Consider the following 18,834-nt stretch of genomic DNA (forward strand, 5'->3'; position numbering starts at 1 on the left):
CCGCGAACGCCCGCGCGCGCGGGCCGGGCTCAGACCTCGCCGGCGGCGAGCTCCTCGGCCAGGCGCACGAGGGTGCGCACGGCGACGCCGGTGGCCCCGCGCGGGGTGTAGGCGTGGGCCGAGAGCGAGTTGTACGACGGCCCGGCGATGTCGAGGTGGGCCCAGCGCTGGCCCTCCTTGACGAACTCGCGGAGGAAGATCGAGGCCGAGAGCATGCCGCCGTGGCTGCGGCCCACGAGCCCGATGTTGGTGAGGTCGGCCACCAGGCTGTCGAAGTTGGAGCGCAGCTCCTCCGGCTGCGGCATCGGCCACATGGTCTCGCCGACGCGCTTGCCCGCCTCGTGGATCGCGGTGCGCAGCGCCTCGTCGTTGGACATGACGCCGGTGGTGCGCAGGCCCAGCGCGATCACCTGCGCGCCGGTGAGGGTGGCGATGTCGACGAGCACGTCGGGCTTGGGGGAGTCCTCCTGGGCGCGGGCCAGGCCGTCGGCCAGCACGAGGCGGCCCTCGGCGTCGGTGTCGAGCACCTCGACCGTGGTGCCGTTGCGCGTGGTGAGGACGTCGCCGGGCTTCTGCGCCGAGCCGCTCGGCATGTTCTCGGCCAGGCAGAGGTAGCTGGTGAGCGCGACCGGGACGCCGAGCCGGGCCGCGGCCACGATCGTGCCCAGGGCGGCGGCGGCGCCGCCCATGTCGCCCTTCATCTCGTGCATGTTCAGCGACGGCTTGATCGAGATGCCGCCGGTGTCGAAGGTGATGCCCTTGCCCACCAGCGCCAGGTGGCGCTCGGCGTTCTCGGGCCGGTAGGCCAGCCGCACCAGGCGCGGCGGGTTGACCGAGCCGCGGCCGACGCCGAGGTGGCCGCCGTAGCCGCCCTCGGCGAGCGCGACCTCGTCGAGCACCTCGATCTCGATGGGCAGGCCCGCGGCCGCCTCGATCGCCCGCTCGGCGAAGGCGGCCGGGGTGAGGTCGGCCGACGGGGTGTTGACCAGGTCGCGGGCCAGCGTGACGCCGCCGGCCACCGCCCGGGCGTGGTTGGCGGCGGCGACCGTCGCGGCGTCCTTGGCGTCGGGCACCACGAGGGTGACGCGGTCGGCGGGGGACTTGTGGGCGGCCTTGCTCGTGGTGCGGTAGGTGTCGAAGGAGTAGGCGCCGAGCAGCGCGCCCTCGGCGACGGCGGCGACCGCCTCCTCGGTGTCGGCGGGCAGCGCGACGGCGACGCGGCGGCGGCCGGCGAGCGAGCGCAGCGCGCTGCCCGCGCCGCGGCGCAGGGCCTCGTGGTCGTAGGGGCCGGCGCCGAGGCCGACGGCGAGCACCACCGGCGCAGTGACGATGCCGGTGCCCGGCACCGTGACGACGTCGCCCGGCTTGCCGGTCGCGTCGAGGGCCGCGAGCGACTCCTCGAGCTTGCGGCGGGCGGCGGCGCGCAGGCCCGTGGCGGGCCCGACGAGCACCGCGCCCTTGCGCCGGCCTCCGGCCGGGGCGGTCGCCACCACGAGGGCGTCGGCGGACAGGGTCGCGATGTCGGCCGACGAGAGGGCCAGGGTGGTCACGGTGTCTCCTCTGCACGAGAGCTGGTGCGAGCAACCTAGCGCCCGCGGGGCCGCGGGGCCCGCCGCGAGGTGCTCACGGATCGTGCCCGCCCGGCGCCCGCACCGGCGCCGTGGCCGCTAGGTTGGCGCGCATGAGCGACCCGTCGCCGCAGCTGTCCCCCCTCCACACCCGGCACGAGGCCCTGGGCGCCAAGCTCGGCGACTTCGGCGGCTGGTCGATGCCGCTCGAGTACGCCGGGGGCGGCGTCGTCGCCGAGCACACCGCCGTGCGCGAGCGGGTCGGCGTCTTCGACGTCTCCCACCTCGGCAAGGCGTCGGTCACCGGCCCGGGCGCCGCGGCCTTCCTGGACTCGGTGCTCACCAACTCCCTCGACCGGATCGCGCCGGGCAAGGCGCAGTACACGATGCTGTGCGCCGAGACCGGCGGGGTCGTCGACGACCTCATCGCCTACCTGCGCGGCCCGGACGACGTCTTCCTCGTGCCCAACGCCGCCAACACCGCCGAGGTGGTGCGGGTGCTGCGCTCGGCCGCGCACGAGGGCCTGCGCGTGGTGGACCGCCATCGCGAGCACGCGGTGCTCGCGGTGCAGGGGCCGCAGTCGCGCGCCCTGCTCGACGCGCTGGGCCTCCCGTCGGACATGGAGTACATGGCCTTCGCGGACGCCGACCTCGACGGCGGCCCGGTCGTGGTGTGCCGCACCGGCTACACGGGCGAGCACGGCTACGAGCTCGTCGTGCCGTGGGACGACGCCGGCCACGTGTGGGACGAGCTGCTGCGCCGGGGCGCCCAGTTCGGCGTCCTGCCCTGCGGGCTCGGCGCGCGCGACACGCTGCGCACGGAGATGGGCTACCCGCTGCACGGGCAGGACCTCTCCCTCGACATCACCCCCGTGCAGGCGCGCGCCGGCTGGGCGGTCGGCTGGAAGAAGCCGGCGTTCCACGGCCGCGAGGCCCTGCTCGCGGAGAAGGAGCGCGGCCCGTCGCGGCGCAGCGTGGGTCTGGTGTCGCTCGAGCGCGCGATCCCGCGCCCGCACATGCCGGTGTCCTCGACCGAGGGCGCGCCGCTCGGCGAGATCACCAGCGGCACCTTCTCGCCCACCCTCAAGGTGGGCATCGCGCTCGCGCTGCTCTCCACCTCGGCGGGGCTCGCCGACGGCGACGAGGTGCTCGTCGACGTGCGCGGGCGGCCGGCGCGCTTCGCGGTCACCACGCCGCCGTTCGTCGACCGCTCCACGCGCTGACGGCGCGCGGACGCGCCGCGCGTCCGCGATCTCGCCGGGCCGAGCCGGCTCAGGGACGCGTCGTCCGGGTCCCGGGTGCGGTGTCCCGGGAGCGGCGTCAGGGGGCGGCGGGGGCGTGCACCGGCACCGGGTCGGCGCCCGCGGCGGCCGAGTCGTGCCAGGCGATCGACGCGAAGCAGCCGAGCGAGATGAGCAGCCCCGCGAACAGCGCGACCCACGCGGCGCGCATCTGACGGCGCTCGCGCCGCTGCCCCCGGGCCCGGTCCTGGGCGAGGGCCGCGGCGGTGGCCTCGTCGGCCGCGGTGAGCGCGGCGAGCTCGGCGTCGAGGTCGAGCAGGTCGGTCTGCCCCGTGGTCACCGCGGGGGCGGTGGGGTCGGTCGGGTCGGTCGTCGTGGCGTCGCTCGCAGTCATGAGGACAGCCTCACCTGGCCGCGGGAGTGCTCCGGCCGGCGGAGCATGTGATCTCGTTCACGAACAGCCCGCGGAGGGCGTGACGTTCGCCACGTCGCGAGGGGGAACGCTGGCCCGGGGTCAGCCGGCGGCGGCCAGCGCGAGCGCGACGGCCACGAGGGCGGCCGTCGTCGCGGTCTCGACGACAGCGCCGAGCACGTCGCCGGTGACGCCGCCCAGCCGCCGCAGGCAGGTGCGCAGCACCACGAGCCCGGCCGCCACGCCCACGGCGAGCGCCGCCGGCGCGGCCACCGCGCCCGCGGGCCCGGCCACGCCGGCGCCGAGCAGGCCCGCGCCGACGAGGCAGACCAGGGCCAGGGCACCGGCCGCGCCTCGGCCCACCGATCCGGCCACGGCCGCCCCGAGCCCGTCCGGCCGAGCCGCGGCCACCCCGCGCACGCAGCACCACGTGGCCGCCAGCCGGCCGGTGGCGCAGGCCAGCACGAGCGCGCCGGTGCCGGCCCCGGCTCCCCACGCGACCGCCAGCGCGCTCGCCTGGAGCAGGAGCGCGAGCACCACCGCGGCCACGCCGAACGCCCCCACGTCCGGGGCGCGCATCACGTCGAGCCGGCGCGCGCGCACGTCGGCGTCGATCCCCTTGACGCCGAGGCCGTCCGCGGTGTCGGCCAGCCCGTCGAGGTGCAGGCCGCGGGTGAGCAGCGCGAGCGCGCCCACCGCCAGCGCGGCGAGCAGGAGGTCGGCCGAGGGCGTGGTGCGCCGGTCCGGCGCGGCCAGGCCGACGAGGTCCGGCAGGGCGCAGGCCAGCAGCGCCAGCACGACGCCGACCGCGGGCGCGAGGAGCAGGGCCCGGCCGGCGGTGCGCGGCGTGACCGCCCTCGGGGGCGGGACGCGCACCGCGGTGAGCGTGCCGAGCGCGAGGCGCAGCGCGTCGGGCATCAGGCCTCGCGGTCCGAGACCCCGGCCTCGTCGAAGGTGGCCATCTCGCGCAGCGTCGCGCCCGCCGCGGCGAGCACCGGCAGGGCCACCAGGGCGCCGGTGCCCTCGCCGAGGCGCAGCGAGAAGTCCACGACCGGCTCGAGCGCCAGCCGCTCGAGCGCCGCCCGGGCCGCCGGCTCGGTGGACCGGTGCCCGGCCGCCCACCAGTCGCGGCACCGGAACGCGACCCGGTGCGCCACGAGCGCGGCGGCGAGGGAGACGACGCCGTCGAGCAGCACCGGCGTGCGCCGGGCCGCCGCGCCGAGCAGGAAGCCGGTCATCGCGGCGACGTCCGCGCCACCCACCGCGGCGAGCAGGGCGACCGGGTCGCCCTTGAGCGGCCGGCCCCGGCGCATCGCGTCGCGGACCGCGGCGGTCTTGCGCATCCACGTGTCGTCGTCGATCCCGGTGCCGCGGCCCACGACCCGGGCCGGCTCCACGGCGTCGAGCAGGCCGACGAGCACCGCGGCCGGGGTCGTGTTGCCGATGCCCATGTCGCCCGGGATGAGGAGGTCGGCGCCGGCGTCGACCTCCTCGTCGGCGATGGCGAGGCCGGCCAGCAGCGCCTGCTCGCACTCCTCGAGGGTGAGCGCGTCCTCGCGGTCGATCGAGCCGGACGACCGCCGGACCTTGTGGCGCACGACGTCCTCGGGGACGCTCGCGCCGAGCGCGGCGTAGTCGGCGTCGACGCTCATGTCGACCACGCGCACGCTCGCGCCCGTCTGCCGCGCGAGCACGTTCACCGCCGCGCCGCCGGCGAGGAAGTTGAGCACCATCTGCGCCGTCACCTCCGGCGGGTAGGCGCTCGTGCCCGCGGTGCGCGCCACGCCGTGGTCGCCGGCGAAGACCACCACGCGCACCCGCTCGAGCCGGCGCGGCGGGCACGTGCCCTGCACCGAGCACAGCCACGCCGAGAGCTCCTCGAGCCGGCCGAGCGACCCCGCAGGCTTGGTGAGCCGGGCCTGGCGCGCGAGCGCGGCGTCGCGGGCCGCGGCGTCGGGCAGGCCCACCCGCTCGGCGAGGGCGGCGAGGTCGAGGGAGGGGGTCACGGCTGCTCCGGGTCGGGGGCGGGCAGGGGCGGGGCGGCTGACGGCGGTGCCGGGGCGGCCGCCACGAGGGGGAGCACCCGCCCGGCCACGACGAGGTCGACCTCGTCGCACACGGCGGACACCCGCGCGTTGAGCGTCCCGAGCAGGTCACGGTAGAGCCTGCCGGACGCGTGCGCCGGGACCACGCCGCTGCCCACCTCGTTGCTCACCAGCACCACGTGCGCGGCGGTGGCCGCGACCGCGTCGACGAGGTCGTCGACGCCGCGCTGCGCCCCGGCCAGCGCCTCGGCGTACGCCGGCGTGCCGGGCTCGGCGTCCCACACGCGGGCCCGGTCGAGGACGCCGGCCAGCCACAGCGCGAGGCAGTCGACCAGCACCGGCGCGCCGCGCGGCGCCCCGCGCAGGACCGCGGCCACGTCGCCGGTCTCGACGGTGGTCCACGACAACGGCCGGCGCGCGCGGTGCACGGCCACCCGGGCCCGCCACTCCGGGTCGTCCTCGCGGTCGGCGCCCGTGGCGACGTAGGTGACGTCCGCGCGGTCGAGCAGGCGGCGCTCGGCCTCGGCGGACTTGCCCGAGCGCGCCCCGCCCACGAGCAGCGTGCGCCGGGCCGCGGGCTGCGGCGCAGGGGCGGCACCGGCCACGACCACCTCGCCGTCGCGGCCGGCCCGGGCACCCCAGGCGGCCAGCACGCGGTCGAGCTCGGGACCCGGGGGGTTGTGGTGGCCGAGGTGCACGGCCAGGACCGTCGTCGCACCGGTGACCGCGCCCGCCTCGCGCAGCCTCCGCAGCTGCACCGGGAAGGTGGCGAGGTCGAGGTGCCCGGTCCCGTGGTCGTGCCGGTGGCCGAAGGTCTCCTCCAGCAGCACCACGTCGTACGCCGCGCCCCGCACGGACGCGAGCGTGGCCTCGGGCAGCGGGCCGGTGTCCCACGCGCACAGCACGCGCCGGCCCTCGGGCGAGGTGACGTCGTGCAGCACGGCGTCGGCGGTGAGGCCGTCGCGGCCCACGTCGTGAGCGGCCGCGTGCACGCGCAGCCGCCAGCCGGGCAGCCCGTGCTCGCCGAGGTCGACGTCGTCGCCCGCCGCCACGACGTGCAGGCGCACCGGGTCGTGCGGCCCCACCCACGGGCGGCAGGCCTCGATCGCCGACGCCGGCCCCAGCACGTGCAGCGGGCCCGCGCCCAGGGCCCACGAGCGCGAGAGCAGCGCGCCCGGCGCGAGGTGGTCGTGGTGGGCGTGGGTGAGCAGCAGGACGCGGACCCCCGTGAGGTCGGCGCCGCAGCGGACGGCACCGCGCTCGGTGTCCGGGCCGCAGTCGACGAGCACGACGTCGTCGAGCAGCGCCGAGGTGGTGCCGCGCACGTCCCCGCCGGCCCGCGCCGCGGCGCACGACGCGCAGGAGCACCAGGCGTTGGGCCAGCCGTCGGCCGACCCGGTCCCGAGCAGCCGCACGCGCATCAGCGGTCGCCGGGGTCGAACACCACGGGGACGGCGAACGCGGCACGGCGCGAGGCCCGGCGCAGCGCCAGCAGCACGGCCCGCCCGGCCACCAGCACCAGCGCCACGGTGAGGGCCGCGCGGGGCAGGTCGAACCCGAGCGAGGTGGTGAGGTCGAACAGCAGCCAGTGGCGCAGGTTCTCGGCCAGCGGCGCGCCGGGCACGTAGGACATCGACGGCGGGAACCCGCCGTCGGAGGTGAGGAACGGCCAGAACCACAGGTTGAGCAGGAACCCGTAGGCGACGGCGGCCACCGCGGAGTACGCCGCGAGCAGTCCGATCTCGCGCCGGCCCCCGGCCCGGGGCAGCAGCCCCGCGCCCAGCCCCACCCAGGCGGCCCCGAGCATCTGGAACGGCAGCCAGGGCCCCACGCCGCCGGTGACGAGGGCGGAGGCGAACATGCCGATCGCGCCGAGGCAGAAGCCGAAGCCGGGGCCCAGCGCGCGGCCGCCCAGCACCACGACCACCCACATCGGCTCGAAGCCCGCGTGGCCCGAGCCGAACGGCCGCAGCGCCGCGGCCACGGCGGAGAGCACGCCCAGCAGCGCCACGCCCTTGGCGTCCAGGCCTCCGTCGGCGACGTCCGCGAGCAGCACCGCGATCACGAGCGGGACCACGAGCGCGAACAGCCACGGGGCGTCGGCGGAGTGGGCGACGACGACCGAGCCGGACGACGCGAGCAGCGGCCAGCCGAAGGCGACGACCCCCACGAGGGAGACCGCGACGAGGATCGCCGTCGTGCGCGGGCCCAGGCGCACGGCGCGGCGGCGGTCCGCCCGGCCGTCGCGGTCCGATCCGGGCGCCGAGAGCGGGGCGGTCGTCGGGCCGGGGTCGACGGCGCGCGGGCCGGTGGTCGCGGTCACGAGGCGGCCACCAGCGCGGCCTCGACGGCGGCTACGGTCAGCCACGCCTGCGGCGCGAGCACCTTGCTCACCTGGGGCGCGAACATCGGCGAGCCCACCACGACGTCGGCCGCGGGGCCGTCGGCGACGGCCTCGCCGTCGGCGAGCACCACCACCCGGGAGGCCACCTCGGCGACGAGCTCGACGTCGTGGGTGGCGAGCACCACGCACCGGCCGGCCTCGGCCTGCTCGCGCAGGGTCGCCACCAGGCGCTGCTTGGCGGCGTAGTCGAGGCCGCGGGTGGGCTCGTCGAGCAGCAGCACGGGCGGCTCGGCGGCCAGCACCACGGCGAGCGCGAGCGCGAGGCGCTGCCCCTCGGACAGGTCGCGCGGGTGCGTGGCGGCGTCGACGTCGGGCGCGAGGCGGTCCAGCAGCCGGCGCGTGGTGCCGGGCGCGAGCCCCGCGTCGCGGTCGGAGGCCGCGCACTCCTCGCCGACGGCGTCGGCCACGAGCAGGTCGGTCGGCTCCTGCGGCACCAGCCCCACCCGGCGGAGCAGGTCGCGACCGCGCAGGCGCGACGGCGCGGAGCCGCCCACGGTCACCTCGCCGGAGACGGGCTCGTGCAGCCCGACGAGCGTGGCCAGCAGCGTCGACTTGCCGGCGCCGTTGCGGCCCATGACGGCGACGATCTCCCCGCCGTCGGCGGTGAGGGACACCCCGCGCAGCGCCGGGACCGTCCCGTGCCGCACCACGGCGTCGCGCACGCGCAGCGCGGTCCCACCGGCGACGACGTGCAGGGCCGCCCTCGCGCGGCGGGCCGCGTCGTCCACGAGGGGCTCGAGCCGCTCGCGCAGCGGGCCGGCGGCGCGGCGCGCGTCGCGCACCGACAACGGCAGCGGGTCCCAACCGGCGAGCCGGCCGAGCTCCACCACCGGCGGGGCGACCGGGGCCGTGGCCATAACCTCGGCGGGCCGGCCGACCTGGAGCGGCACGCCGGGGCCGCCCACCACCACGACGCGGTCGGCGTACTGCACCACGCGCTCGAGGCGGTGCTCGGCCAGCAGCACGGTGACGCCGAGGTCGTGCACGAGCCGCTGGAGGGCGGCCAGCACCTCCTCGGCCGCGCCGGGGTCGAGGGCCGAGGTGGGCTCGTCGAGCACGAGCACCCGGGGGTGCGTCGTGAGCACCGCGCCGATCGCCACGCGCTGGCGCTGCCCGCCGGAGAGCGCCCGCAGCGGCCGGTGCCGCAGGTCCGCGAGCCCCAGCAGGTCGAGGGTCTCCTCCACCCGGCGGCGCATGACGTCGGGGGCCAGCCCGATCGACTCCATGCCGTAGGCCAGCTCGTCCTCCACGACGTCGGTGACGAACCCGGACATCGGGTCCTGCGGCACGACGCCGACGACGTCGGCCAGCTCGCGCGGCGGGTGGAGCCGGGTGTCGCGGCCGGCGACGGTGACCCGGCCCTGGAGCGTGCCGCCGGTGAAGTGCGGCACCAGCCCGTTGACGCAGCGCAGCAGCGTCGACTTGCCGCTGCCCGTGCGCCCGACGACGAGGACGAGCTCGCCCTCCGGCACGTGCAGGTCCACGTGCGCGAGCACCGGTGCGGTGGCGCCGTCGTAGGTGACCGTGACGTCCTCGAAGCGGATCACGCGGCCACCTCCTCGGCCGCGGCGCCGACGGTGACGTCGACGACGCGTGCCGGCAGACCGGCGCCGGGCGGCCGGGGGGCGACCCAGCCGGGCAGCGCGCCGAGCAGCACCGCGACCACGACGGCCAGCGGCAGCGCCGGCCAGCCGAGCGGTGCCGTCGGGCCGGTGAGCGACTCGGGGTCGAGCACCGAGAGGGCGACGACGACCGCGGCGGGCACCAGGCCGCTGGCGGCCACGAGCCACTCCGGCAGCGCCCACGGGTCCGGGCGGTACCGGGTGCGCACGCTGCGCCGGCCGGAGAGCACCAGCCCGACGGCGGCGGCGCCGAGCCCGAGCCCGAGCAGCGGCAGCGCGACCGGGCCCGGCGTGCCGGCGTCGAGCAGCCCGTAGACGCCGACGGTCACCCCCACGACGCCGAGCAGCAGGAGCAGCGAGGCCGCGCGCCGGGTGGCCGCCGGCACCGGGCCGGTGCGGCCGTAGCCGCGCGAGTCCATCGCCGCCGCGAGGTCGACGGCGCGCTCGAGCGCGCCCTCGAGCACCGGCATCACCGAGCCGGCCAGGGCGCGCACCCCGCGGTCGGGCCGCCCGCGCAGCCGGCGCGCGGTGCGCACCCGGTCGACGTCGCCGACGAGCTGCGGCGCGAAGGTCATCGCCACGACGACGGCCACGCCCACCTCGTAGAGCGCGGCGGGGACGCTGGCCAGCAGGCGGGCGGGCGAGGCCAGGGAGTTCGCGGCACCGATGCAGGCGAGCATGGCCGCGAGCACCAGGCCCTGGTAGACGGCGAGCACGACCTCCTCGGCGGTGACCGGGCCGCCGATGCCCACCCCCTCGGCCCAGCCCGGCAGCGCCACGCTCGGCAGCGTGACCACCACGTGCGAGCCGATGCCGGTGCCGAACACCACCGTGAACGCCACCCGCACGGCGATCACGACGAGGCCGAGCCGGAGGAAGACGGCGTACGAGCGCGACCACGGCGCGTCGGGACGGCGTCGGGCCACCACGAGGCCGGCGACGGCGACGAGCAGGCCGAGCAGCAGCGGGTTGGTGGTGCGGCTCGCGGCGGTGGCCAGGCCCAGGGCCCACAGCCACCACGCGCCCGGGTGGGTCCAGCGGGGGAGGGCGCGCTCGCCCAGGGCGTGCGCGGTCCGGCGGCTCACGGCGCGCCGCCCGGGCGCCGGGTGCTCCACCAGGCGGCGAGCCCGACCCCGCCGACGAGCACCACCCCGGCGACGACGCCCAGCGGCCCGGCGCCCGAGGTCGAGCCGGCGGAGCCCTGCGGCGCGCCGGCCACGGCCGGCAGCGTGGCGCTCGGTGCCGGCTCGCCGCCGGTGAGCGGGACACCGGCAGCCGTGGCGGCTGCCGTCGCGGCCGGCGCGGCGGTGCCGGTCGCTCGTGCGGTCGGCGAGGTGCTGCTGCGCGCCGGCGACGAGGCGGCCGTCGTCGGGGAGCGGGACCCCGCGGGCGAGGACGCCGGGCGGGCCGAGGCGGTGGGCGAGCGGCCGGCGGCGGTGCCTGCGCCGCCCGCGGTGGGCGCCGGCGTCGCGGTGCGGGTGGGGGTGGGGGCCGGGTCCGGGATGACCGGCGCGCACTCCGTGCGGGGGTAGCCGTCCAGGCCGCAGATCAGCCCGTTGCCGTCGGTCCGGACGACCACGGGCGGCGTGGCGTCGGCCAGCGCCGTGCCCCCGGTGGGGCGGGGCGAGGCCGGCAGCACGAGGCACTCGCGCCGTACGGCTGTCGTCGTGGGCGGCTGCTCGCCGGGCGGGGCGTCGGCCGCGGTGCCGTAGTCGATCACCAGCGCGACGCGCACGGAGCCCTGCTGCGGGCTCGTGCCCGGGCAGAGGTCGGCGTACCCGGGCAGCGCGCGCGGCGGCGTGCCGCCCCGGGTGGTGGACGTCGCGAACCGCCAGCCGAGCACCCACGTGTCGGCCACGCCGTGCGACGCCGGGCCCTGCGGGGCGAACATCCAGCCGGTGTGCGCGGGCCCGGTGCCGCTGCCCCACCAGTACGTCCAGTACCGGTAGGTCGCCGCCTGGGCCGGCGCGGCCCAGACCGCGGGCAGCAGCAGCGCCGCGATCGCGGCGAGCACGCCGACGAGGGCCGGCCGGCGCGCGGCGGCGGCCCTCGGTCGGCGGGTGGCGCTCACGAATGCGCCCCCCGGCGGCGGCCGTAGGCCAGCACCAGCGCGCCGAGCCCCATGAGGCCGAGGCCGCCGACGCCCAGGGGCACGGTGAGCGGTGTCGCCCCCGTGGGCGGCAGCGAGGCCGCGTCGCCCGGGTCGTCGTTGGGGGAGGCGTGGGTGCCCGACGCCGAGGGCGAGGGCGAGGCGGTGGTGCCGCTCGGGGTGGGCGTCGCCGTCGCCGCGGCGGTGCGCATGGTCGCGCCGATGCGGGTGACCGCGGCGTCGACGGTGGTGCTCGCGGCCCCGGCCGCGTGCGCGGCGAGCGCGACCACGCCGAGCAGCCCCGGCTCGTCGGAGGAGGCGGTCGCGGTCCTCGCGTGCGGAGCAGCGAGCGCCGCGGCGGTCGACGAGCCGGACGCGGTCGAGGGCGCGGCGGACCCGCTGGCCAGGCCGGCGGCGGGCAGCCCCGTCGCCGTGGTCAGCGTGGCGATCGCCGCGTCGAGCTGCGTGCGGCCCACGCCGGCCGCGGCCAGCGACAGGGCGGCCCAGGCGGTGTCGCCCGCCGACACGGTGCCCGGCCGGCGGGCGCCGGTCGAGTAGTCGAACTGCGGGATCGCGCCGCCGAAGGCGTCGAGCACCCGGGCGATGTGGCCGGCTCCCAGCGCGGCGGGGGAGTCGCTCGTGGCGACGGGTGCCGGGGTGCAGGTCTGGCGGGGGACGTCGGTGCTCACCGTGGCGGCAGCCAGCGGCAGCGCCGCCCCGGTGAGCGCGAGCGTGGCCTGCACGCTCGCCGCGTCGTTGTCGGTCAGCCCGGCGCCGTAGTCCTGGAACGCGAACCCGCCGTCGTCGTCGGTGGCCGCGCCGTCGCAGCCGATCTGGAGCGAGGCGAGGAAGTCCGCGGCCGACGGCCCGCCGCTCGCGACGGCCGACGGCGTGCGACCCGCCGAGCCCGTCGCGAACAGGACCACCGCGGTGGAGTTGGCGTCGGAGTCGCCGCCGGCGAAGTAGGGGAACCCGCCGTCGGGCCGCTGCGCGGCCAGCGCCCAGCCGAGCGCGCGGTCGGCCTCGGCCCCGTGCCCGAGGGCGCGCAGCGCCACGGACGCCATGCCGGTGGAGTTGGTGTCCTCCCCGGAGTAGGTCGCCGGGTCCGACGGGGAGCAGGCGGCGGCGGGGTCGGCCCGGAAGGCCTCGAACCCGCCGTCGGCGCACTGCTGGGCCAGCAGCCAGTGCACCGCGTCGGCGGGCGGGGTGGTGCCGGCGGCCGCGTAGGCCAGCAGGGCCAGCGACTGGCGGAACACGCCGTCGTAGGTGGGGTCCTGGCTGCCGAACAGGCCCACCTGCACGGGGGCGGCGGAGCGGGTGGCCGCCTGCGCGGCGGGGGCGAGCGGGAGCGACGCCGCGAGCGCGACGGCTGCCGCGGCCGTGAGCACGGCTGCGGCGGAGCCGGCGCGGTGCCGGCCTCGGGTGACGACCACAGGGGGTCCTTTCCGGTGAGCGGTTACGAACCAGACGGTCCGGACAGCTCCCCGGGGTGGCACGTGCGACGCCCCCCGACCCGGTCGAGGACCGGAGCGAGGGGCGCGAGACGGGTGGACCGGGAACGGTCCGGGCTCCTGCCGTAGACCTCGACGGGGTGAGCCTCTCGCGCCCGCCAGGTGCTCCGGCTCGCCGTCGCCGCACGGGTGTCCGCGCGGAACGGCCTACGGTTGCGGGTTCAGCGCCGGGTTCGGACCGGCTTCCCCTGGACGTCAGGCACGTGATGTTCAGTTGTGGGCCTCACCGTACACGCGCGGGACCCCCCGGCGGACCAGGGTCGGCCAGGGGGTCCCGGGGACGGCGTCAGGCCGGCGGGTGCAGGCTCATCGGGCCGTAGACCGCGCGGTCGTCCTCGAGCAGGCTCACGGCGTCGACGCCGGCGTCGAGCAGGGTGCGCCACTCCTCGCCGATCCAGCTCTCCGCGTCGGACTGCGCGGGGAAGCCCTCGGGCAGCCCGGGCGGCAGCGCGGTTGCGGGCGAGCCGTCGGCCCGCTCGTAGCGCCAGGTCCAGGTGCTCACGGCCGCGTCGCCGGCGAGACGGTGCGCCGGGGGTCGGTCAGCACGACGTCGCCCAGCACGCCGTCGATCGCGGCCATGAGGTCGTCCTCGAGCCGCACCCCGCTGGCCTTCACGTTGTCGAGCAGCTGCTCGGGACGCGTGGCGCCCACGATCGCCGAGGAGATGAAGTCGTGCTGGAGCACCCACGCGACGGCGAGCTGGGCCATCGTGAGGCCGGCCTGCTCCGCGAGGGGGCGCAGCCCCTGCACCGCGGTGAGGATCGGCTCGGTGCGCAGCCGCTCGGTGAACTGCCCGCCGTTGGGGTCGGTGGCGCGCGAGCCCTCGGGCGGGGGCTGGCCCGGGAGGTACTTGCCGGTGAGCACGCCCTGGGCGATGGGGCTCCACACGATCTGGCCGAGGCCGAGCTCCACGCTGGTGGGCACGACCTCCGCCTCGATGACGCGGTAGAGCATGGAGTACTGCGGCTGGTTGGAGATCAGCCGGTCGAAGCCCATCCGGTCGGCGATCTCGACGGCCTCGCGGATCTGCGCGGCGTCCCACTCGGAGACGCCGACGTAGAGCACCTTGCCCGCGCGGACGAGGTCGTCGAACGCGCGCAGCGTCTCCTCGAGCGGGGTCTCGTGGTCGTAGCGGTGGGCCTGGTAGAGGTCGACGTAGTCGGTGCCCAGCCGGCGCAGCGAGCCGTTGATGCTCTCGTGGATGTGCTTGCGCGACAGGCCGCGGTCGTTGGGCCCGGGACCGGTCGGCCAGTAGACCTTGGTGAAGATCTCGAGGCCCTCGCGGCGCTGGCCCTTGAGCGCCCGTCCGAGGACCTCCTCGGCGCGGGTGGCGGCGTAGACGTCCGCGGTGTCGAAGGTCGTGACGCCGGAGTCGAGCGCCGCGTGCACGCACGCGACGGCGGCGTCCTCCTCCACCTGCGACCCGTGGGTGATCCAGTTGCCGTACGAGATCTCGCTGACCTTGAGGCCGCTGCGGCCGAGGTATCGATGCTCCATGGCCGCGACCCTATGCCGGGTGCCCGACGACGGCTCGCGGGGCTCGGCGCGGCCGAGCCGTCCGGCGGCGGGCGGGTCGCCGGGTCAGGCCTTCGCGGCCTTGGGCGGCTTGGGCTGGCCGTTCCAGCGCACCTTGGGCGGGGGCAGCCGCAGCTTGCGGATCTGGAGGCCGCGCAGCACGCCGTAGAGCGCCGTGCCCTTGGTGCCGTAGACCTCGCGCCCGCGGTCGTCGCGCGTCGCGGTGACCTTGGGGTCGGCGTCGGGGAACTCCGACTTCAGCGTGCTGCGGACCCGCAGGGCGATCACGGCGGAGTCGACGACGACGCCGATCATCATGAACAGCCACACCCAGATCAGCACGACCTGGAGCACCTCGACCCGCACGAACCCGAGGACGAGCACGAGCACGGCGACCGGGATGAACAGCTCGCCCAGGCTGATCCGCCCGTCGACGAGGTCCCGCACGCGGGCCTTGATGGGTCCGCGGTCGCGCGAGGGCAGCCGCCGCTCGTCGCCGGACCGAAGCGCGGCCTGCGCCTCGAACCGGATCTGGCGCTCCGCGTCGCGGGCCGCCTTGCGCGCCGACTTGGGGTCGGTGGTGCCGGCCAGCGCGGCCTTGCGGGCGGCCTCGGCCTCCTTGCGCGTGGGCGTCGGACGGCCCTTGCCCGCGGTGACGGTGGCGGTGTCGGTGGGGGAGGCCTCGGTCGGCTTGCGGCGGAACACGGGCCCCACCCTACGGCCGGCGCCCGGGCCGTCCGACCGGAGAGGCCGGGCCCGGCGGCCCGGATGCCGGGCGACAGCCGCACGCGCGGCGGATAAGTTGGAGGCGCACGGCAGGGCAGCCGTGCCACCGACGCCGACGAAGGGGGCGCCCGCGATGGGCCTCTGGCAGCGCTTCACCCTCATCTTCAAGTCCAAGGCCAACAAGGTGCTGGACAAGGCGGAGGACCCGCGCGAGACGCTCGACTACTCCTACGAGAAGCAGCTCGAGCTGCTTCAGAAGGTGCGCCGCGGCGTCGCCGACGTGGCGACGAGCCGCAAGCGCCTCGAGCTCCAGCTCACCCAGCTCCAGCAGCAGAGCGACAAGCTGGAGGGCCAGGCGAAGGCCGCGCTCGCCGGCGGTCGCGAGGACCTCGCCCGCGAGGCGCTCACCCGCCGGTCCGGGCTGGCCACCCAGATCACCGACCTGCAGGCGCAGCACGCCCAGCTCGCCGACCAGGAGGAGAAGCTCGTCCAGGCCAGCCAGCGCCTCCAGGCGAAGGTGGAGTCCTTCCGCACGAAGAAGGAGACCATCAAGGCCACCTACTCGGCCGCCGAGGCGCAGACGAAGATCAACGAGGCGTTCTCCGGGATCTCCGAGGAGCTCGGCGACGTCGGCATGGCGATCCAGCGCGCCGAGGACAAGACCGCGCAGCTCCAGGCGCGCGGGCAGGCCATCGACGAGCTGCTGGCCTCGGGCGCGCTCGAGGACGCCACCGGCACCAGCAAGGACTCCATCACCCTCGAGCTCGAGCGGATGGCGAGCGGCAACGACGTCGAGACGCAGCTGGCCGCCCTGCGGGCCGAGGTCTCCGGGGCCGCGCCGGCCCCGGCCATCGAGGCTCCCGCCGAGGCACCCGCGCCGCCGGCGGGCGAGTCGCAGGCCTAGTCCGCGAAGGGGGTTCCCATGCTCATCCGGATCCTGGGCGAGGGGCAGTTCGAGGTCCCCGACGACCAGCTCGACGAGATCAACCGGCTCGACGGCGAGCTCGAGAGCGCGCTGCGCAGCCCGGACGGCGACGTCCGCGGCGCGCTCGACGCGCTGCTCGAGCGCGTCCGCAGCGTCGGCGTCCGGCCGCCCGAGGACAGCCTCGAGGAGTCGGCGGTGATCCTGCCGTTCGCCGACGCCACCGAGGAGGACATCCTCGCGATGCTCAACGAGGACGGCCTGATCCCGGGCTGACCCCCGGGCCGGCGACGCCGCCCGACTCGGCCCGTCCGGCTCGGCGGACCCGTCCACGAGCCGGGCGGGCCGCCGGTGCGGCGCGTGTTCGCTCCGGGCGAGGTTTCGCGCGCGGGGGCGCACGGAACGATCGGCCGGTCCGTCGACGTTGACGGGGGAGAGGACCGGGCGCAGCCCCGGCCCAGAGGGAGGACTGCACCGTGGCCAGGACGCGGTACGCCGCAGACCGGGGTCTCGTCTCGCGCATGGTCGGGACGATGTTCGGCCTGGGGCTGCTCTACGTGGTGCTCGCCGCGGTGCTCATCGCCCTCGGCGTCCAGACCTGGTTCGTCCTGCTCATCGCGGGCGGCGGGCTGTTCTTCCAGTGGTACTTCAGCGACACGATGGCGATGGCCGCGATGCGCGCCGTCGAGGTCACCCCCGAGCAGGCGCCCCAGCTGCACGCCGTCATCGACCGGCTGTGCGCGCTCGCGGACATGCCCAAGCCGCGCGTCGCGGTCGCGCAGACCGACATCCCCAACGCGTTCGCCACCGGGCGCACGCCCAAGCGCGCCGTCGTGTGCGTGACCACGGGCATCCTGCGCCGGCTCGAGGTCGAGGAGCTCGAGGGCGTGCTGTCCCACGAGCTCTCGCACATCGCGCACCGCGACGTCACCGTCATGACCGTCGCGTCCTTCGCGGGCGTGCTCGCCGGGCTGCTCACCCGCATGTGGATGTGGGGCGGCATGACGCGCGGGCGCGACAACCGCGACCAGAACGCCGCGGTGGTCTTCGCCGTCGTGATGCTCGTGAGCATCGCCGTCTACGTGATCTCGTTCCTCCTCACGCGCGCGCTCTCCCGCTACCGCGAGCTGTCCGCGGACCGCACCGGCGCGCTGCTCACCGGCAACCCGACCGCCCTGGCGACCGCGCTGCAGAAGGTCACCGGCGACATCTCCGGCATCCCGGACCGCGACCTGCGCTCGATGGAGGCCGTCTCGGCGTTCGCGTTCGCCCCGGCCGTCGCCGGCAAGATGTCGATGGCGACGCTGTTCTCCACGCACCCGCCGCTGGAGCGGCGGCTCGAGCAGCTGGCCCAGATCGCCACGCAGCTCGGCCAGCGCTGAGCCCCGCGTTGTGAGCGGGGGCACCGGGACGTCGGGCGGCGTCGACGTCGAGCTCGTCCCCGTCGACGACCGGTCCTGGCCGGTCCTCGAGCGGCTCGTGCAGCTCGAGCGGCACGACCTCTCGGAGGTCACCGGCGAGCTGCCCGACGACGACGGCGGCTTCGCCGACCGGCGCATCGAGCGGTGGCGGTCCGAGCCCGGGTTCGAGGCGCTGCTGGTTCTGCACGACGGGCTGCCGGCCGGGTTCGTGCTGACCCGGCCCTTCGACGACGGCTCCTCGTTCGTGCACTCGTTCTTCGTGATGCGGGGCCTGCGCCGCCTCGGCGTCGGGCGGCGCGCGGCCCTCGACGTGCTCCGCTCGCGCCCCGGCCGCTGGTCGATCTCCTTCCTCGAGGAGAACCCCGGTGCCTCGCCGTTCTGGCGCGAGGTGGTCCGCGAGGTCGCGGGCCCGGCGTACGAGGAGAGCCGGCGGACCGCGCCGGACGGCCGCGAGTTCACCTTCCTCGTCGTCGACGTGCCGTGAGCCCTCGCGCGGGTCGCCTGGGCACGAGCCGGATGCCGGCCCGCCGGGTGCTCGCAGGGCGGCCGGGTCGTCGGCGCCGGTCCGGATGAGGCACCCTGGGCGCGTGGGGTTCCTCGACTCGATCCTCGGGCGCAGCAAGCCGGTCAAGCCCGACCTCGACCAGCTCTTCGCGCTGCCCTCGGCGGCCATCACGCTCCAGGCCTCGATGGACTTCCTGCCCACGGGCACCGGCTCGGTCGCGTTCCGCGCGCCGGAGGGCCGTGCGTTCGCCGACGTCCAGGCCGAGGTGCAGCAACTGCTCGACGTCGACGGCGGTCCCCGCGTGGAGGCCGAGGTCGACTCGTTCGGCTACACCTGGCTCGTCGTGCGCACCGACCCGCCCGACGTCCCCGGCCTGGTGACCGACCTGCACGCGGTGAACTCGACCCTGGCCGACTCCGGCTTCGGCCCCACCCTGCTCTGCTCGCTGGTGTCGTTCACCGACGGCACGCGCACCCTGGGCCTGGTGTACCTGTTCAAGCAGGGCACCTTCTACCCGTTCGCGCCGCAGGCGGGCACGGGCAGCACCCTCGAGGGGACGCCGGTGCAGCGGCGCGACAACCTGCTCGAGATCCAGGTGCGCGACCTGGTCAAGAACGACCTGCGGATCGAGCCGGAGACCTCGCGCTGGTTCGCCGTCTGGGGCGCCCCCGGACTCTGACTCGTCGTTACTGCCCGAACGCGCGGATCCGGCGCGGCGGGTTCAGGCGGCTGTTGCACCGAGCACTCGGTCGAGTGCCTGTCGGGGAGTCTTCCAGCCGAGGGTCTCGCGTGGGCGGGTGTTGAGCTTGAGGGCGACCTCGTCGCAGTCGGCCTGGGTCAGGTCGCGCATGTC

Annotated in this window: 19 protein-coding genes and 1 riboswitch; of the genes, 7 read left to right on the forward strand and 12 right to left on the reverse strand. The window is 77.0% G+C overall.

Annotated elements, in window-relative coordinates; translation table 11 throughout:
- Nucleotides 1-29: 29 nt before the first annotated feature.
- Nucleotides 30-1,550 (reverse strand): leucyl aminopeptidase, encoded by a 1,521-nt coding sequence (locus GC157_05435; GenBank protein ID MBI1376910.1) that lies wholly within the window; start codon nucleotides 1,548-1,550, stop codon nucleotides 30-32.
- A 131-nt stretch (nucleotides 1,551-1,681) separates the two neighbouring features.
- Here GC157_05435 and gcvT point away from each other — a divergent pair, with 131 nt between their 5' ends.
- On the forward strand, nucleotides 1,682-2,791 hold the full coding sequence (gene gcvT / locus GC157_05440) for a glycine cleavage system aminomethyltransferase GcvT (GenBank protein MBI1376911.1): 1,110 nt from the start codon (nucleotides 1,682-1,684) through the stop codon (nucleotides 2,789-2,791).
- 97 nt (nucleotides 2,792-2,888) lie between these two features.
- Here the strand turns inward: gcvT and GC157_05445 are convergent, their stop codons facing one another.
- The 7 genes from GC157_05445 to GC157_05475 form a co-directional block, all read right to left on the reverse strand.
- On the reverse strand, nucleotides 2,889-3,203 hold the full coding sequence (locus tag GC157_05445; GenBank protein MBI1376912.1) for a hypothetical protein: 315 nt from the start codon (nucleotides 3,201-3,203) through the stop codon (nucleotides 2,889-2,891).
- Between the two features lie 120 nt (nucleotides 3,204-3,323).
- Nucleotides 3,324-4,142: an adenosylcobinamide-GDP ribazoletransferase gene (locus GC157_05450; protein ID MBI1376913.1), complete on the reverse strand. Its 819-nt coding sequence runs from the start codon at nucleotides 4,140-4,142 to the stop codon at nucleotides 3,324-3,326.
- A complete protein-coding gene (cobT, locus tag GC157_05455) occupies nucleotides 4,139-5,227 on the reverse strand; it encodes a nicotinate-nucleotide--dimethylbenzimidazole phosphoribosyltransferase (protein ID MBI1376914.1) in 1,089 nt (362 codons plus the stop codon). The genes GC157_05450 and cobT overlap by 4 nt, the downstream gene beginning before the upstream one ends.
- The gene (locus GC157_05460) at nucleotides 5,224-6,687 is read right to left on the reverse strand and encodes an MBL fold metallo-hydrolase (GenBank protein MBI1376915.1); all 1,464 of its coding nucleotides are present in this window, start codon (nucleotides 6,685-6,687) and stop codon (nucleotides 5,224-5,226) included. The genes cobT and GC157_05460 overlap by 4 nt, the downstream gene beginning before the upstream one ends.
- Nucleotides 6,687-7,589 carry an ECF transporter S component gene (locus GC157_05465; GenBank protein MBI1376916.1) on the reverse strand — a complete coding sequence of 301 codons (903 nt, stop codon included), beginning with the start codon at nucleotides 7,587-7,589 and terminating at the stop codon, nucleotides 6,687-6,689. The genes GC157_05460 and GC157_05465 overlap by 1 nt, the downstream gene beginning before the upstream one ends.
- Entirely contained in the window at nucleotides 7,586-9,217 is a 1,632-nt protein-coding gene (locus tag GC157_05470) for an ATP-binding cassette domain-containing protein (GenBank protein ID MBI1376917.1), read from the reverse strand. Before GC157_05470 ends, GC157_05465 begins: the two co-directional genes overlap by 4 nt.
- Nucleotides 9,214-10,809: an energy-coupling factor transporter transmembrane protein EcfT gene (locus GC157_05475; GenBank protein MBI1376918.1), complete on the reverse strand. Its 1,596-nt coding sequence runs from the start codon at nucleotides 10,807-10,809 to the stop codon at nucleotides 9,214-9,216. The genes GC157_05470 and GC157_05475 overlap by 4 nt, the downstream gene beginning before the upstream one ends.
- Before the next feature lie 237 nt (nucleotides 10,810-11,046).
- Between GC157_05475 and GC157_05480 the strand changes: the two genes are divergently transcribed.
- Entirely contained in the window at nucleotides 11,047-11,241 is a 195-nt protein-coding gene (locus GC157_05480) for a hypothetical protein (protein MBI1376919.1), read from the forward strand.
- Between the two features lie 118 nt (nucleotides 11,242-11,359).
- On the opposite strand, the gene GC157_05485 is transcribed toward GC157_05480, so the two are convergent.
- From GC157_05485 to GC157_05500, 4 genes are all read right to left on the reverse strand, one after another.
- Nucleotides 11,360-12,814: a hypothetical protein gene (locus tag GC157_05485; GenBank protein ID MBI1376920.1), complete on the reverse strand. Its 1,455-nt coding sequence runs from the start codon at nucleotides 12,812-12,814 to the stop codon at nucleotides 11,360-11,362.
- A gap of 157 nt (nucleotides 12,815-12,971) precedes the next feature.
- Nucleotides 12,972-13,111: riboswitch (cobalamin riboswitch) on the reverse strand.
- A 67-nt stretch (nucleotides 13,112-13,178) separates the two neighbouring features.
- A complete protein-coding gene (locus tag GC157_05490) occupies nucleotides 13,179-13,394 on the reverse strand; it encodes a hypothetical protein (GenBank protein MBI1376921.1) in 216 nt (71 codons plus the stop codon).
- Nucleotides 13,391-14,389: an aldo/keto reductase gene (locus GC157_05495; GenBank protein MBI1376922.1), complete on the reverse strand. Its 999-nt coding sequence runs from the start codon at nucleotides 14,387-14,389 to the stop codon at nucleotides 13,391-13,393. Before GC157_05495 ends, GC157_05490 begins: the two co-directional genes overlap by 4 nt.
- A gap of 84 nt (nucleotides 14,390-14,473) precedes the next feature.
- Nucleotides 14,474-15,295, reverse strand: a complete 822-nt coding sequence (locus GC157_05500) for a DUF3043 domain-containing protein (GenBank protein MBI1376923.1) — start codon at nucleotides 15,293-15,295, stop codon at nucleotides 14,474-14,476.
- Here GC157_05500 and GC157_05505 point away from each other — a divergent pair.
- The 5 genes from GC157_05505 (at nucleotide 15,267) to GC157_05525 (ending at nucleotide 18,660) form a co-directional block, all read left to right on the forward strand.
- The gene (locus GC157_05505) at nucleotides 15,267-16,037 is read left to right on the forward strand and encodes a PspA/IM30 family protein (protein MBI1376924.1); all 771 of its coding nucleotides are present in this window, start codon (nucleotides 15,267-15,269) and stop codon (nucleotides 16,035-16,037) included. The two genes, GC157_05500 and GC157_05505, sit on opposite strands and share 29 nt — an antisense overlap.
- A gap of 18 nt (nucleotides 16,038-16,055) precedes the next feature.
- Nucleotides 16,056-16,331 carry a hypothetical protein gene (locus tag GC157_05510; GenBank protein ID MBI1376925.1) on the forward strand — a complete coding sequence of 92 codons (276 nt, stop codon included), beginning with the start codon at nucleotides 16,056-16,058 and terminating at the stop codon, nucleotides 16,329-16,331.
- A 200-nt stretch (nucleotides 16,332-16,531) separates the two neighbouring features.
- Entirely contained in the window at nucleotides 16,532-17,437 is a 906-nt protein-coding gene (gene htpX / locus GC157_05515; protein ID MBI1376926.1) for a zinc metalloprotease HtpX, read from the forward strand.
- A gap of 10 nt (nucleotides 17,438-17,447) precedes the next feature.
- Nucleotides 17,448-17,960, forward strand: a complete 513-nt coding sequence (locus GC157_05520; protein ID MBI1376927.1) for a GNAT family N-acetyltransferase — start codon at nucleotides 17,448-17,450, stop codon at nucleotides 17,958-17,960.
- Between the two features lie 103 nt (nucleotides 17,961-18,063).
- Complete coding sequence (locus GC157_05525) at nucleotides 18,064-18,660, forward strand: hypothetical protein (GenBank protein MBI1376928.1); 597 nt, start codon at nucleotides 18,064-18,066, stop codon at nucleotides 18,658-18,660.
- Nucleotides 18,661-18,834 lie beyond the last annotated feature (174 nt).

It is taken from the genome of Frankiales bacterium (assembly GCA_016125335.1).
Classification (GTDB): Bacteria; Actinomycetota; Actinomycetes; order S36-B12; family CAIYMF01; genus Longivirga.

Excerpts from the sequence above, each read along its gene's own strand:
- GC157_05505 (MBI1376924.1), top strand. The coding sequence starts at position 15,267 with ATGGGCCTCTGGCAGCGCTTCACCCTCATCTTCAAGTCCAAGGCCAAC.
- GC157_05445 (MBI1376912.1), bottom strand. The coding sequence starts at position 3,203 with ATGACTGCGAGCGACGCCACGACGACCGACCCGACCGACCCCACCGCC.
- gcvT (MBI1376911.1), top strand. The coding sequence starts at position 1,682 with ATGAGCGACCCGTCGCCGCAGCTGTCCCCCCTCCACACCCGGCACGAG.
- GC157_05510 (MBI1376925.1), top strand. The coding sequence starts at position 16,056 with ATGCTCATCCGGATCCTGGGCGAGGGGCAGTTCGAGGTCCCCGACGAC.
- GC157_05495 (MBI1376922.1), bottom strand. The coding sequence starts at position 14,389 with ATGGAGCATCGATACCTCGGCCGCAGCGGCCTCAAGGTCAGCGAGATC.
- GC157_05500 (MBI1376923.1), bottom strand. The coding sequence starts at position 15,295 with ATGAGGGTGAAGCGCTGCCAGAGGCCCATCGCGGGCGCCCCCTTCGTC.
- GC157_05460 (MBI1376915.1), bottom strand. The coding sequence starts at position 6,687 with ATGCGCGTGCGGCTGCTCGGGACCGGGTCGGCCGACGGCTGGCCCAAC.